This is a genomic window from Streptomyces cylindrosporus (genome assembly GCF_022698165.1).
Lineage (GTDB): Bacteria > Actinomycetota > Actinomycetes > Streptomycetales > Streptomycetaceae > Streptomyces > Streptomyces cylindrosporus.
In genome coordinates, this window is the sequence record NZ_JALDAY010000001.1 from 946,229 (window position 1) to 960,777 (window position 14,549).

A 14,549-nucleotide genomic window follows, 5' to 3' on the forward strand; every position below is an offset into this window, starting at 1 on the left:
CGGGTTAAGGTCTGATCGACGGAAACGGGAGGCACACGGGTGTTGTACGGCACGATGAAGGTCGCCATCGGCGGACCGCTGAAGGTTGCCTTCAGGCCCTGGGTGGAAGGCCTGGAGAACATTCCGGCCGAGGGGCCCGCGATCCTGGCGAGCAACCACCTCTCCTTCTCCGACTCGTTCTTCCTGCCCGCGGTCCTCGACCGCAAGGTGACCTTCATCGCGAAGGCCGAGTACTTCACCACACCCGGCGTCAAGGGCCGCCTCACCGCCGCCTTCTTCAAGGGCGCGGGCCAGCTCCCCGTGGACCGCTCGGGCGCGCGCGGCGCGGGCGAGGCGGCCGTCAAGGCCGGCATCGACGTCCTGGAGCGCGGTGAGCTGTTCGGGATCTACCCGGAGGGCACCCGCTCGCCCGACGGCCGGCTCTACCGGGGCAAGCCCGGCGGCCTCGCGCGCGTGGCGCTCGCCACCGGCGCGCCCGTCATCCCGGTCGCGATGATCGACACCGAGAAGATCCAGCCCCCGGGCAAGGTCATGCCCAAGCTGATGCGCCCCGGCATCCGCATCGGCAAGGCCCTCGACTTCAGCCGCTACCAGGGCATGGAGCACGACCGCTTCGTGCTGCGCGCGGTGACCGACGAGGTCATGTACGAGATCATGAAGCTCTCCGGCCAGGAGTACGTCGACATCTACGCGACCGCGGCCAAGCGCCGGATCGCGGAGGCGGCGAAGGCCGACAAGGAGCAGGCCAAGGAACTGGCCAAGAAGGAGAAGTCCGGGGCCTAGGCTGTCGGTCGGTGGGCTCGATGGGGGTGGGGGACATGGCCAGGCGCGAGCGAGTCATGAGGATGTCGGTCGAGCAGCCGCTGTGGCGTGCCCTGACCGCGTACCGGGTGCTCACCATGCTGTACGCGGTCGGCCTGTTCGCCACCGCCTACGACGAGTACGACCACGCGGGCATCGCCATCGCGTACTACTGCGTCCTGTTCGTCTGGACGCTCGCCACCCTGCCCCGGGTGCAGAGCGCCGCGGCCTGCACCAAGCGCTTCCTCGCCGTCGACCTCGCCATCGCCCTCACCGGCATCGTCCTGACCCCGCTGGCGGCGAACGACCAACACATCCAGAGCGGCGGCCCCACCCTGCCGTCGATATGGACGGCCGGCTCGGTCCTCGCGTTCGCCATCAAGGGCGGCTGGCGCTGGGCCGCCTTCGCCTCCACGCCGGTCGCCGCCGCGAACCTCATCGAGCGCGGCTCCCCGGCCCGCGACACCGTCCACAACGTCATCCTGGTCTGGGTCGCCTCCATCGCCATCGGTTACGTCGTCGAGGTCGCCCGCGCCTCCGAGCGCACCCTCGCCCGCGCCCTGGAGATCGAGGCCGCGACCAGGGAGCGGGAGCGGCTCGCCCGGGACATCCACGACGGCGTGCTGCAGGTGCTGGCCATGGTGCAGCGCCGGGGCGCGGTCCTGGGCGGCGAGGCGGCCGAGCTGGGGCAGCTGGCCGGCGAGCAGGAGGTCGCCCTGCGCACCCTGGTCTCCGGCGGCCTGGTCCCCGTCTCGCGGGCCTCGGAGAACGCGGCCGAGGGTGCGGTCGTACGGGCCGTCGACGAGCCCTCCTACGACGAGGACGCCCCGGTCGACCTGCGTGCCCTGCTCGCCCCGTACGCCGCGGCCAAGGTGAGCTTCGCCGAGCCCGGTGCCCCCGTGCTGCTGCCCGCGCCCGCAGCGAAGGAGCTGGCCGCGGCCGTCGGCGCCGCCCTGGACAACGTGCACAAGCACGCCGGCGAGCACGCGCGCGCGTGGATCCTCGTCGAGGACGAGCCCGACGAGGTCGTGGTGACCGTACGGGACGACGGACCCGGCATCCCCGAGGGCCGGCTCGCCCAGGCCGAGGGGGAGGGGCGGCTCGGCGTCGCCCTGTCGATCCGGGGCCGGCTGCGCGAGCTGGGCGGCAGTGCCGAGCTGATGTCGATCCCGGGGCAGGGCACGGAGGTCGAGCTGAAGGTACCCAAGGACGCGAAAGACGTGAAGGCGGGGAATCGATGAGTCAGCAGCAGGGCCCGATCAAGGTCATGGTGGTCGACGACCACCCGATGTGGCGCGACGCCGTCGCCCGCGACCTGACCGAGTCCGGCTTCGACGTGGTGGCCACCGCGGGCGACGGCGACCAGGCCGTGCGCCGCGCCAAGGCCGCCGGGCCGGACGTGCTCGTCCTCGACCTCAACCTGCCGCTGAAGCCCGGCGTCCAGGTCTGCAAGGAACTCGTCGGCCACAACCCGGCGTTGCGCGTCCTGGTCCTGTCCGCGAGCGGCGAGCACGCCGACGTACTGGAAGCGGTGAAGTCGGGCGCGACCGGCTATCTGCTGAAGTCGGCGTCCACCGAGGAGCTGCTCGACGCGGTGCGCCGTACCGCCGTCGGTGACCCGGTGTTCACGCCGGGCCTCGCCGGTCTGGTCCTCGGCGAGTACCGCCGCCTCGCCTCCGACCCCACGCCCTCCTCCGACCCCGACGAGCCGAAGGCCCCGCAGCTCACCGACCGCGAGACCGAGGTACTGCGGCTGGTCGCCAAGGGCCTGAGCTACAAGCAGATCGCCGAGCGCCTGGTCATCTCGCACCGCACGGTCCAGAACCACGTCCAGAACACCCTCGGCAAGCTCCAACTCCACAACCGGGTCGAGCTGGTGAGGTACGCGATAGAGCGCGGACTTGACGACGAGTAAACCAATCACCCGCTGATTCACCGGAATTGCCCTTCCCGCCCATCCCTCTGTGACCTGGATCACCATTAGCGTGGCCTCACAGGCAACCGCGGCGAAGGGACATTTCCATGCGGGTCGGAGTACTGACCGGAGGCGGCGACTGCCCCGGGCTCAACGCCGTCATCCGGGGCATCGTCCGCAAGGGCGTGCAGGAGTACGGCTACGACTTCGTCGGCTTCCGGGACGGCTGGCGGGGTCCGCTCGAGGGCGACACCGTACGCCTCGACATCCCCGCCGTGCGCGGCATCCTGCCCCGCGGCGGCACCATCCTCGGCTCCTCGCGCACCAACCCCCTCAAGCAGGAGAACGGCATCCGCCGCATCAAGGAGAACCTCGCCAAGCAGGACGTCGAGGCGCTCATCGCGATCGGCGGTGAGGACACCCTGGGCGTGGCCGCACGCCTCAACGACGAGTACGGCGTCCCCGTCGTCGCCGTACCGAAGACCATCGACAACGACCTCTCCGCCACCGACTACACCTTCGGCTTCGACACCGCCGTCGGCATCGCCACCGAGGCCATCGACCGCCTGCACACCACCGCCGAGTCCCACATGCGCGTCCTGGTCTGCGAGGTGATGGGCCGGCACGCCGGCTGGATCGCCATCCACTCCGGGCTCGCCGGCGGCGCCAACGTCATCCTCATCCCCGAACAGCGCTTCGACGTCGAGCAGGTGTGCGCCTGGATCACCTCGCGCTTCAAGGCGTCGTACGCCCCGATCGTGGTCGTCGCCGAGGGCGCGATGCCCAAGGACGGCGACATGGTCCTGAAGGACGAGTCCCTCGACTCCTTCGGGCACGTGCGCCTCTCCGGCGTCGGCGAGTGGCTGGCCAAGGAGATCGAGAAGCGCACCGGCAAGGAGGCCCGGACGACCGTCCTCGGGCACATCCAGCGCGGCGGCACCCCGAGCGCCTTCGACCGCTGGCTCGCCACCCGCTTCGGCCTGCACGCCATCGAGGCCGTCCGCGACGGCGACTTCGGCAAGATGGTCGCCCTGCGCGGCACCGACATCGTCCGCGTCCCGATCGCCGAGGCGACGGCGAAGCTGAAGACGGTGGACCCGAAGCTCTACGAGGAGGTCGGGGTCTTCTTCGGCTGACCGGATCCGGACGGCACCCCGGGGTTGTGGGCCGTATATTCGGCCCATAACCCACCAGAACGGGAGCCGTTTCGTGGAGATCCTCGCCTTCGGCGTCCAGGCGGACGAGAAACCCCTGATCGAGCGCGCCTTCCACGGCCACCACGACGTCCGCTGCCTCGACGTCTTCCTCAACGAGGACACCGCCCCCATCGCGGCCGGCTACGAGATCGTCTCCACGAGCGTCAACGCCGACCTCGGCCCGCGCGTCCTGGAGATCCTCTCGGCGGGCGGCACGCGGATGATCGCCCAGCGCTCCACCGGGTTCAACAACATCGACCTCAAGGTCGCCGAGCGGCTCGGCATGACGGTCGCCCGGGTCTCGTACTACTCGCCGTACTCGGTCGCCGAGTTCGCCTGGACCCTCGCCATGGCGGTCAACCGCCGTATCGTGCGGGCCTCCACGCGCACGCGTGACTTCGACTTCCGCCTCGACGGACTGATGGGCCGCGACATGCACGGCCGCACCGCCGGCGTCCTCGGCACGGGCAAGATCGGCGAGGCCTTCACCCGGATCGCGCACGGCTTCGGCATGCGGCTGCTGGGCTGGGACATCGCCGAGAACCCGGCCTGCACGGAACTCGGCATGAAGTACGTCCCCAAGGAGCAGCTGCTCGCCGAGTCCGACCTGGTCACCCTGCACGTCCCGCTGATGCCCCAGACCCAGCGCCTGATCGACGCCCCCGCCCTCAAGGCGATGAAGGACGACGCGATCCTGGTCAACTCCAGCCGCGGCGGCCTGATCGACACCGCGGCCCTCGTCGCCGAACTGCGCGAGGGCCGCTTCACGGGCGTCGGACTCGACGTGTACGAGGCCGAGGCGGGCCTGTTCTTCCTCGACAAGTCGCTGGAGGCGATCGAGGACGACACCCTGGCCCGCCTGGTCACCTTCCCGAACGTCCTGGTCACCTCCCACCAGGCCTACTACACCGAGGACGCCGTCGGCCAGATCATCGAGGCCACGGTCGGCAACGTCCTCGACTACAGGGCCGGCCGCCGCTCGGAGAACGTGCTCGTGCCGCGCAGCTGACCGACCAGCTCCCGGACGACGGCGGCGCCGTTCAGCGTCAGCACCGACTCCGGGTGGAACTGGACGCCCGCGAAGCCCGGCCCCCGAACCGCGTGCACCTCCGTGTTGTCCGCCCTGCTGACCTCGATGCCGTGCGCGGCCAGCTCCTCGGCCACCTCGTCGTCGCAGCGCGCCACGAAGCTGTTGTAGAAGCCGACGGTCTCGGGCTGCCCGAACAGGTCGATCGTCGTCTGGGCGCCCTGGTACGGGACTTCCTTCCGTACGATCTCCAGGCCCAGCTCGGCCGCGATCAGCTCGTGCCCGAGGCAGACGCCGAGCACGCCGTGCGGGTGGGTGCGGATCACCTGGGCGGTCAGGTCGCGCAGGAGGCGCATCTTCGGGTCGTCCAGGTCGGACGGGTCACCGGGGCCGGGGCCCAGCACGACCGGCCCTTGGTGGGCGAGGACGGCTTCCTCAAGGCCCGGCTCGTCGTAGCGCCGGACGGTGACCTCAAGGCCGCCAGAGCGCAGCACGTGCGCGAGCATCGCCGTGAAGGTGTCCTCGCCGTCCACCACGAGGGCGTGCCCCTCGATGTCGTACGACCGCTCCTGCATCCGCAGCCAGAACGGCGCGAGGGAGGCCCGGCGGCCGTCGAGCGCGGCACGCACGCGTGGGTCGTCGGCGAGCCGTACGCGCGTGTGCTCCGCGCGCGGGCGGGACGGCCGTACGCCCAGAGCCGCGAGCACGCCCGCCGCCTTCGCGTGCGTCTCGGCGACCTCGCCGGCGGGGTCGGAGCCGCGCACGAGGGTGGCGCCGACCGGGACGCGCAGGCCGCCGTCGGCGTCGATGTCGGCGGTGCGGATGAGGATGGGGGAGTCCAGGGTCTGGGCGCCGCCCGAGTCACGGCCGAGGAGGGCCAGGGCGCCCGCGTAGTAGCCGCGTCCGCCGACCTCGTGCCGCTCGATGACCCGGCAGGCGTTCTGCACGGGGGAGCCGGTGACGGTGGCCGCGAACATGGTCTCCTTGAGCACCTCGCGCACGTCCAGGGACGACTTGCCGCGCAACTCGTACTCCGTGTGCGCGAGATGGGCCATCTCCTTCAGGCGCGGGCCGATCACGACCCCGCCCATGTCGCCGACCGTGCACATCATCTTGAGCTCCTCGTCGACGACCATCGACAGCTCCTCGATCTCCTTGCCGTCGGCGAGGAAGTCCAGCAGGTGCTCGGGGGTCGGGCCCTCGGCGGGATAGCGGTACGTCCCGCTGATCGGGTTCATGACGACCGTGCCGCCGGACATCCGGACGTGCACCTCGGGGCTGGCGCCGACCAGGGTGCGGTCGCCGGTGTGCACGACGAAGGTCCAGTAGGCGCCCCGCTCGCCCTCGAGCAGCCGCCGGAACAGCGCGAGGGCGTCGGCGCGTCCGAACCCCGGGATCTCGCCCTCGTACGTCCGCCGGATCACGAAGTTGGCGCCCTCGCCCCGCCCGATCTCCTCGCGCAGCACGCGGCCGACGATCCCGGCGTACTCCTCGTCGTCGACGTCGAAGCCGCCGCGTTCGACGCGGACGGCGTGGGCGGGGAGCTGGGCGAGCGCCTCGGCCAGTGGAATGTGACATAGCACTGTCGGGGTGAGCGCCAGCAGCGGCGTCCCGTCGTCCCGTACGTCGAAGCCCCGCTCCCGGATCTGCCGGTAGGGGACGAGCGCGAGGCACTCGTCGGGCAGGTCGGCGAGGCGGTCGTAGGCACCGACCGGGCCGAGGAACAGTTCCACGGTGTCCTCGTCATGGCCGGGCGTACGGCGGCGGAGCAGGGCGAACGGGCGGTCGTCGGCCAGCAGCTGTGTCAGGTCCATGGTTCCTCAACTGTCGATGTCGAAAACTGTCGATGTCGAAGAGGAACGACCCCGGAAACACCGAAGGCCGCCCCTCGGGCGGCCTTCGCGAAGTCTTGCGTACGCGCAGTCAGTGGGCCGCCGGATGAGCGGTCCACCACCAGTTCTGGATCGAGTGCGCGAGCATGGCGCGGATCTTACACCCTTTTCCTTCACAGGAATGTCTCAGACTTCTCCTTGACGTGCGCATGATCGGATCGTGACTCTTGAGCCCTTGACGGGTGGAGGGGGACTCATGAAGCGCTTCCGGTCATCCTGCGTCGCAGCGGTGGTCCTGGCCCTGGGCCTGTCCGGCTTACAGCCGGTGGTCGCCGAGGCCGCACCGAGAGGGACCACCTCGGTCGCCGACGCGGAAAGATCCGTGACCACGATCGACCGCACCAAGATCCGGGCAGGCGCCCGGTTCGACACCAGACCCACCGACGCGAAGGGCAGACCGCTCGCAGCCGCCGAGGTCGCGAAGGTCACCTGGCCCAGCCCCGGCGAGGACAACGTTGCCGTCGGCGCGAAGCCGGCCCGCGTCGCCGCCACCGCCGTGTCGGTGACCGCGCCCCGCAGCCGGGCCGCCGCTCCCGACACGGTCGACGTCCGGGCGTACGACAACGCCAAGGCCCGCCAACTCGGGGGCCACGCCACGGCGTTCACCCTGAAGGCGGCCGAGACCACCGACCGTGTCGGCGTCCGCGTGGACACCTCCGGCTTCCGGCGGGCCTTCGGCGCCGACTTCGAGTCACGGCTGCGGCTGATCGCCAAGCCCGCCTGCGCCCTGAGCACGCCCCGCGCCGCGAAATGCGCGGCGAGCAGCCCGGTCAAGAGCCGCATCGACCTGACCACGCACACCCTCTCCGCCGAGCTCGCCGCCGACCCGGACACCGTCTTCGTGGTCGCCGCCGCCCCGAACGGCGAGACGGGCTCCGCCACCGCCACCAAGCTCGCCTCGTCCAGCAAGTGGCAGGTCGGCCTCAGCTCCGGCGACTTCTCCTGGTCGCTGCCCCTGCCCCAGGTCCCCGCCATCGCGGGCGACGCCCCCGACATCAACCTCGGCTACTCATCGCAGGCCGTCGACGGCATGGTGGCCGCCGAGAACAACCAGCCGTCCTGGGTCGGCCAGGGCTGGGACCTCGCCCTGCCGTACATCGAGCGCCGCTACAACGGCTGCGCCGACGACGGCGGCGACACCGGCGACCTGTGCTGGGCCGGCGACGAGTACCGCATCTCCCTCCAGGGCACCTCGTCCGCGCTGGTCAAGGACACCACGGCGGGCGGCGACACCTGGCGCGCGCAGGACGACCCGGGCTGGCGCGTCCAGCACAGGACGGGCGCCGAGAACGGCGACAACGACGGTGAGTACTGGGTCGTGACCACGCCCCAGGGCACGCAATACACCTTCGGCCGCGGCAAGCAGGCCACCACCGGTACCGCCACGGACTCCGTCTACACCGTGCCGGTCTTCGGCGACGACGAAGGCGAACCCTGCCACAAGGGCAGCGTCGAGGACTCGTACTGCACCCAGGCCTGGCGCTGGAACCTCGACGGCGTCGTCGACGCGCACGGCAACTCCAACACGTACTTCTACGCGCAGGAGACCAACCGCTACGCCCGCAACGGCGACCCGGACAAGTCGACCTCGTACGTCCGCGGCGGCCACCTCAAGGACATCGTCTACTCGCAGCGCTCCGGCGCCGAGGACCAACAGGCCCCCGCCCGGCTCCACTTCACCACCGGCCTGCGCTGCGTCGAGGCCGCCGACGGCAGCGGTGACTGCCCGGCCTTCGACGCCGACCACGCGAGCTCGTACCCCGACGCGCCCCTCGACTCCCTGTGCGCGAGCGGTGACTGCACGGGTGAGGAGCAGAAGGCGCCGACGTTCTTCACGAACGCGCTGCTGCGCTCGGTGACGGCCCAGCGTTCCGGCGCCGACGGCGGCTGGACGGACGTGGACCGGATGGACTTCACGTACGACTACCCGAAGCCCTCCGACGGCACCGACGCCATGCTGTGGCTGTCCAAGGTGCAGCAGACCGGCCTGGTCGGCGGTGAACTCAAGCTTCCCGCGGTCGAGTTCACCGGCAAGGAGTTCGCCAACCGGGCCGACGCGGACCCGGCGGCCGGCGCCCCCGAGATGCGCAAACTGCGCATCACCTCGTTCCTCGACGAGCTGGGCCGCCGAGTGGACGTCACCTACGGCCAGCCCGACCCGTGCCCGATCGACGACCTGCCCGAGGGCCGCTACGACTCCAACACCCAGGACTGCTTCCCGGGTTGGCGCACCAACGGCACCTCCTCCGGCTTCGGCGTCTGGCACAAGTACCTCACCACCGAGGTCACCGTCCGTGACAGCGGCGGCGGTTCGCCCCCGCAGACCACCGAGTACCGCTACCGGGGCACCCCCGCCTGGCACCACGACGACGACCCGGTCACCAAGGCCGAGCGCCGCTCCTGGAGCGACTGGCGCGGCTACGGCAGCGTCGACGTCGCCAAGATGACCGACCCGTCCTACCGGGGCGAGTCCGCGAGCCGCGCCGTCCAGATCACCCGCTCGCTCAACTACCGCGGCATGGACGGCGATGCGAAGGCCGACGGCTCGCACAAGTCCGTCGAGGTCACCGACTCGCAGGGCAACTCGGTCAAGGACCTGCCGTATCTGAAGGGCAAGGAGCGCGAGAGCGTCCAGTTCCAGGTGAACGCCGACGGCTCGGCCGGCTACGAACTCGGCGGCACCCTGCACGGCTACACCTCCGCGCACACCACCCCGGCCAAGGAGGGCGAGAGCGATCCCGACAAGGACGCCCACCTCGTCGTGGAGAACAGCTCGACCAGCCGCGAGACCCTGATCGCCGACAACGGCGACCGCTCCACCCGCACCACCACCCTGGCCACCGACTACGACACCTACGGCCAGGTCACCCAGGTCCTCGACACGGCCGGCGACGACGTCCGCTGCACGAAGACCTCGTACGACCGCGGCGCCGCCGCCGTCGACTCCTGGACGCTCGCCTTCCCCTACCGGATCCGCACCTACTCCGGCACCTGCGCCGACCCCAAGTCGCTGATCACCGGCAAGGACCAGTACTACGACGGTTCCACGGACCTCGGCGCCCCGGTCACCAAGGGCGACGTCACGCGCAGTGTCGCCGCCGTCGCGGCCTCGGGCCCGGACACGGTCACGAAGACCGAGACGACCGAGGCCACCTTCGACGCCTACGGCCGCACGGCCACCCAGACCGACGCCAAGGGCAACACCGACCGCACCGTCTACAGCCCGGACACCGGCCGCCCGGTCACGGTCACCGAGACCAACGCGCTCGGCCAGGCCGAGGTGACCACCTTCGAGGCGGACCGGCAGCTGCCGGTCTCCGTCAAGGACGCCAACGGGCAGATCACCCGCAACTCCTACGACCCGCTCGGCCGGCTGATCAGCGTGCGCCAGCCCGAACAGGGCGCCGACGACCCGCCGGCGCAGGTCTTCACCTACTTCCTCGACCCCGAGCACGTGAAGCCGCCCCGGGTCACCACCGCCAACCTCCAGTCCGGCGACACCTACGTCACCACCTGGCAGTACCTCGACTCGCTGGGCCGCAACCGGCAGACCCAGCAGGTATCCCCAGCATCGACCGGCGGCACCGACAAGACGATCGTCACCGACAAGCGCTACGACGACGCCGGGAACGTGGCCGCCGAGTCGCTGCCCGTCGTCGCGGCCGGAGCGGCCGGCAGCGCCCTGCTCGCCGTACCCGGCGACCAGGTGGACGAGACGCGCTACACCTACGACAGCCTCGGCCGGACCCTGGAGGCCGCGCAGTACGGCAACGGCAAGCGCCTGTGGGCCACCACCACCGAGTACTTCGGCGACCGCACCCGCACCACCCCGCCCCACGGCGGCGTGCCCAGCACCGCCTGGACCGACGCCCGCGGCCGCGGCGTCCGCAAGCAGGAGGGCACCGGGAACACGGCCGCGACGACGACGTACACCTACACCCCGGCCGACCAGACCGCCTCGGTCACCGACCCCGGCGGCCACACCTCCACCTTCGGCTACGACCTCCTCGGCCGCCGTACCGAGGCCGTCGACGCGGACGCCGGCCGGATGCGCACCGAGTACGACGCGAACGGCAACCCGGTCGCGTCCTGGGACGCCAAGGCACTCGCGGCGGGCTCGGACACCCCGACGCTGTCCACCGAGTACGACAAGCTGAACCGCCCGGTGTCCCGCTGGACGGGCCGGGTCGGCAGCGGCACCAAGGTCGCCTCGTGGGCCTACGACTCCACCGACGTCCCGAACGCCGTCGGCCATGTCACCACGCAGACCACCTACCAGGACGGCCGCGCCTACACCCTCGCCGCCACCGGCTTCGACCCGCGGGGCCGCATCACCGGCAAGAAGTGGACCTTCCCCAAGGGGCTCGGCGGCCTGCTGAAGGACACCTCCTACCGGGTCGAGTACGGCTACGACGCCTCCGACCACGTGGTCCGCACCAGCTACCCGGACGCCGCCCCCGGAACCCCGAAGGAGACCCTCACCACCGGCTACGACAGCCTCGGCAACCCCACCACCCTCACCGGTACCATCACCGACCCGCTGACCGGCGAGGACCACACCCGGAGCTACATCTCGGGCACCGGCTACGCGGCCGACGGCAAGCTCGCCACCCGCGACTACGCCGACGCCCTCCACCCGCTGCGCCGCGCCTACGGCTACGAGGACGACACCCATCGGCTGTCCCGCATCCAGACCCTCGTCGGCTCCGCCCACGACGACTCCTGGGAGGCGAAACAGGACGACGGCTACGCCTGGGACCAGGCGGGCAACCTCACCTCGATCACCGACAACGCCCTGAAGACCCCGGTCGCCACCTGCTACACGTACGACGGCCTCGACCGGCTCGCCCACGCCTGGACGACCGAGCGCACCGACTGCTCGGACGACGACTCGACCACCGTCCACGACGGCCCGGCCGGCTACAACGAGTCCTGGACCTACTCGGCGGACGGCAACATCACCTCGGCCCGCTCCCTCCTCCTCAAGCAGGACTACGCGTACGAGGACCCCGACCATCCGCACGCCGTCACCCAGGTCGGTCACGACACCTACGCCTACGACGCCGACGGCGCCCTGAAGAAGAAGGTCAAGGACCTGGTCCCGGCCTCCTACGAATGGGACGCCCAGCAGCGCCTGGCCTCGGTGACGACGGCGTTGCTGAAGAAGACCGACTTCGTCTACGCCCCCGACGGCACCCGGATCGCCCGGATCGATCCGCTCGGCGTGGCCACCCTCTACCTCGACGACCAGGAGATCACCGTCGCCCTCGGCATCCTCAAGGGCGGCACCCGCTACTACCGCCTCGCCGGGACCGCGGTCGCCGAACGGCTCCCGGCCGGCATCCTGAAGTGGCGGTTCAACGACACCCAGGGCTCCGCGCAGATCGCCGTGCCGGAAGGCACAGGCCTGGTCGAGCGGGCGTACTACGACCCGTACGGGAAGATCAGGGACCCGCTGCTGCACGCGCCGCCCACCGACCGGGGCTGGCTCGGCAAGGTCCGCGACCCCAGCACCGGCCTGAACGCGCTGGACGCCCGCTACTACGACGCCGACCTCGGCCGCTTCGTCTCCACCGACCCGGCCCTGGACCTGACCTCCGCACAGACCGCCAACGCCTACTCCTACGGCGCCGACAACCCCGTCATGTTCGTCGACCCGACGGGTCTTTGGTCGCTGTCCGGCGTCTGGAACTCGGTCAAGGAAGGCGCCTCCGACGCCTGGAACTGGGCCAAGGAGAACAAGGGCGTCATCGCCAACGTGGCGGTGGGCATCGCGGTCGGCATCGCCGTCGGGGCCGTGTGCTCCACCGGCGTCGGCTGTGTGATCCTCGCCGGCGCGGTGGCGGGTGCGGCCGGCGCGGCGACCGGGTACAGCGTGGACGCCGCGGAGGGCAAGACGGACTTCTCCGTCGGCGGACTGCTCACCGCCACCGGGGTCGGCGCCGTCACCGGAGCGGCCACGGCGGGCGCGCTCGCCGGACTCGGCGCCGGTGCCCGCGCCGCGCTCAACAGCAGTGCCGGCAAGGCGGTGACCTCCGCGGCCAGCAGGGCCGTGTCCGGCGGCAGCGGGAAGGCGATCTCCGCGGTCACCGGGGCGGCCGCCCGGGCCGGCAAGGCCATCGCCAACTCCAAGCCCGGCAGCAAGATCGCCGACATCGCCAAGGGGATCGCGAACACCGCCCGCAAGATCACCGGCGGCAAGCCCGGCAGCGGTCTGGAGGACGGCGTCGAGTACGTCACCAAGCGACCCGGCTTCACTCCGACCCCGGGCCGGGGCGGGGCACCCGGCAGCAGGCCGTACATGAAGTTCACCCCGGCCGGCAAGGACGAGGTGCTGCAGCGCAACGCCTCCGCCCAGTCCGACGGCATCGCCCGCTGCGCCAACCCGACGTGCAACGTGCCGCTCACCAAGGCCCAGCAGTCACGCAGCGGTGTCACTCCGCGCTCCGACGAGGCGGCGGTCGACCACATAGAGCCGCAGGCGCACGGCGGGTCCGGGGATCCGTCCAACGGGCAGGGCCTCTGTAGGGTCTGCAACGGAGACAAGTCCGACGGCCCGGCACCGTGGGGCCCCTAGGGAATGGACCGAGCCCGGTGACCCATGTGTACGTGTCCCTGGAACGGGACGAGGACGGCTACCCGCCCTTCGACGAGGAGGAGATCGACGCCACGGAGATGGGCGGGGGCCGGTTCCGGATCGAGGGCGTCCCGGTCTTCGTCTACGGACTCGCCGTCGGCGACGTCGTGAAGGTCGCCCGGGTGCGCGGCGACGACCGGCTGTGGGTCACCGAGGTCGTCGAGCAGGCCGGGCACTGGACCAGCCGGGTCGTGCCCAAGGACCCGGCCGCGCTCGACGACGTGGCGAGCCTCTTCCAGGAGCTGGGCTGCCGGGCCCACGCCACCCCCTTCGGCCTGGTCGCGGTGGACGTCCCGGCGTCCGCCCCGGCCGGGCCGGTGCTGGCCCTGCTGGACCAGGGAGCCGCCGCCGGCCGCTGGCACTTCGATCTGGGGGTCGGTCCCGAGTGACGGCACACGAGGTGGCCCGTCTGCTGCCCTCCGTATCAGCTCTGCGGGACCGGTGCCGGGCGATGGCGGTGCTGGAGGCGATCCTCAGCCCCGAGTGGGGCGACCGCTACCACTCCTACGACCACCGATGGGCACCCGGTGTGGAGCTGGCCTCGATGCGCGACGGCTCCGGCGACGAGTACTCCGTCGTCTTCACCCCGGAGGGGACGTACATCAGAGGCTTCGCCCACGAGTCCCCGATGAGCCCCTACCAGGCCGACGGCCCCTGGCCCGGCGTGGTCGACACCGTGCCGCAGCCGCTGCGGGGCTGGGTCACCGAACCGGCCTTCTGCGACGAGCACGGGATGCCGGTGGTCACCGCGTGTCTGTGGCGCGAACCGGCCGACGAGGTCTGGCGGACGGGCGAGGTCGAGTACCCCGACGATCCGGACCCGGACGGCGCGAACGATCTCTTCCGCCTCCTCGTCGCTCCCGAGCCGCTGGCCGCGGAGGCCTTCCGGGAGTTCGCCGAGGACTACTACGGGGAGCCGCTGGATCCGGCCGCCCTGCGACACGTCTACGAACTGCGCCCGCTGACCGAGGAGATCGTCACCGTCCTCAACAGCGCGTCCACTCTCGCGGACGTGGCCGGGGACGCCGCGGCGGCGGGCTATCCGGTGGCCGGCTGAGCGGGACGTGCGTCTCATCTGGCG

Annotated in this window: 10 protein-coding genes; 8 read left to right on the forward strand and 2 right to left on the reverse strand. The window is 71.2% G+C overall.

Annotation, left to right across the window (positions count from 1 at the left end; all coding sequences use genetic code 11):
* The first annotated feature begins 39 nt into the window (after positions 1-39).
* From MQP27_RS04205 to MQP27_RS04225, 5 genes are all read left to right on the forward strand, one after another.
* Complete coding sequence (locus tag MQP27_RS04205) at positions 40-783, forward strand: lysophospholipid acyltransferase family protein (RefSeq protein WP_242760895.1); 744 nt, start codon at positions 40-42, stop codon at positions 781-783.
* Between the two features lie 35 nt (positions 784-818).
* A complete protein-coding gene (gene macS, locus MQP27_RS04210; RefSeq protein WP_242760896.1) occupies positions 819-2,042 on the forward strand; it encodes a MacS family sensor histidine kinase in 1,224 nt (407 codons plus the stop codon).
* Entirely contained in the window at positions 2,039-2,716 is a 678-nt protein-coding gene (locus tag MQP27_RS04215; RefSeq protein ID WP_242760897.1) for a response regulator, read from the forward strand. Before macS ends, MQP27_RS04215 begins: the two co-directional genes overlap by 4 nt.
* 107 nt (positions 2,717-2,823) lie before the next feature.
* On the forward strand, positions 2,824-3,852 hold the full coding sequence (locus MQP27_RS04220) for a 6-phosphofructokinase (protein ID WP_242760898.1): 1,029 nt from the start codon (positions 2,824-2,826) through the stop codon (positions 3,850-3,852).
* Between the two features lie 73 nt (positions 3,853-3,925).
* On the forward strand, positions 3,926-4,921 hold the full coding sequence (locus MQP27_RS04225) for a 2-hydroxyacid dehydrogenase (protein ID WP_242760899.1): 996 nt from the start codon (positions 3,926-3,928) through the stop codon (positions 4,919-4,921).
* Here MQP27_RS04225 and MQP27_RS04230 read toward each other — a convergent pair.
* Together MQP27_RS04230 and MQP27_RS51585 are read right to left on the reverse strand one after the other, a co-directional pair.
* Entirely contained in the window at positions 4,873-6,753 is a 1,881-nt protein-coding gene (locus tag MQP27_RS04230) for an anthranilate synthase family protein (protein WP_242760900.1), read from the reverse strand. The genes MQP27_RS04225 and MQP27_RS04230 overlap by 49 nt on opposite strands.
* A gap of 109 nt (positions 6,754-6,862) precedes the next feature.
* On the reverse strand, positions 6,863-6,982 hold the full coding sequence (locus MQP27_RS51585; RefSeq protein WP_372511129.1) for a trp operon leader peptide: 120 nt from the start codon (positions 6,980-6,982) through the stop codon (positions 6,863-6,865).
* 45 nt (positions 6,983-7,027) lie between these two features.
* Here MQP27_RS51585 and MQP27_RS04235 point away from each other — a divergent pair, with 45 nt between their 5' ends.
* From MQP27_RS04235 to MQP27_RS04245, 3 genes are read left to right on the forward strand one after another with little or no spacing between them, the layout of a single operon-like run.
* Entirely contained in the window at positions 7,028-13,408 is a 6,381-nt protein-coding gene (locus MQP27_RS04235) for an RHS repeat-associated core domain-containing protein (protein ID WP_242760901.1), read from the forward strand.
* 17 nt (positions 13,409-13,425) lie between these two features.
* Complete coding sequence (locus MQP27_RS04240) at positions 13,426-13,857, forward strand: DUF4265 domain-containing protein (protein ID WP_242760902.1); 432 nt, start codon at positions 13,426-13,428, stop codon at positions 13,855-13,857.
* Positions 13,854-14,525 (forward strand): hypothetical protein, encoded by a 672-nt coding sequence (locus tag MQP27_RS04245; protein ID WP_242760903.1) that lies wholly within the window; start codon positions 13,854-13,856, stop codon positions 14,523-14,525. The genes MQP27_RS04240 and MQP27_RS04245 overlap by 4 nt, the downstream gene beginning before the upstream one ends.
* Positions 14,526-14,549 lie beyond the last annotated feature (24 nt).

Excerpts from the sequence above, each read along its gene's own strand:
- macS (WP_242760896.1), top strand. The coding sequence starts at position 819 with ATGGCCAGGCGCGAGCGAGTCATGAGGATGTCGGTCGAGCAGCCGCTG.
- MQP27_RS04215 (WP_242760897.1), top strand. The coding sequence starts at position 2,039 with ATGAGTCAGCAGCAGGGCCCGATCAAGGTCATGGTGGTCGACGACCAC.
- MQP27_RS04220 (WP_242760898.1), top strand. The coding sequence starts at position 2,824 with ATGCGGGTCGGAGTACTGACCGGAGGCGGCGACTGCCCCGGGCTCAAC.
- MQP27_RS04230 (WP_242760900.1), bottom strand. The coding sequence starts at position 6,753 with ATGGACCTGACACAGCTGCTGGCCGACGACCGCCCGTTCGCCCTGCTC.
- MQP27_RS51585 (WP_372511129.1), bottom strand. The coding sequence starts at position 6,982 with ATGCGCACGTCAAGGAGAAGTCTGAGACATTCCTGTGAAGGAAAAGGG.
- MQP27_RS04235 (WP_242760901.1), top strand. The coding sequence starts at position 7,028 with ATGAAGCGCTTCCGGTCATCCTGCGTCGCAGCGGTGGTCCTGGCCCTG.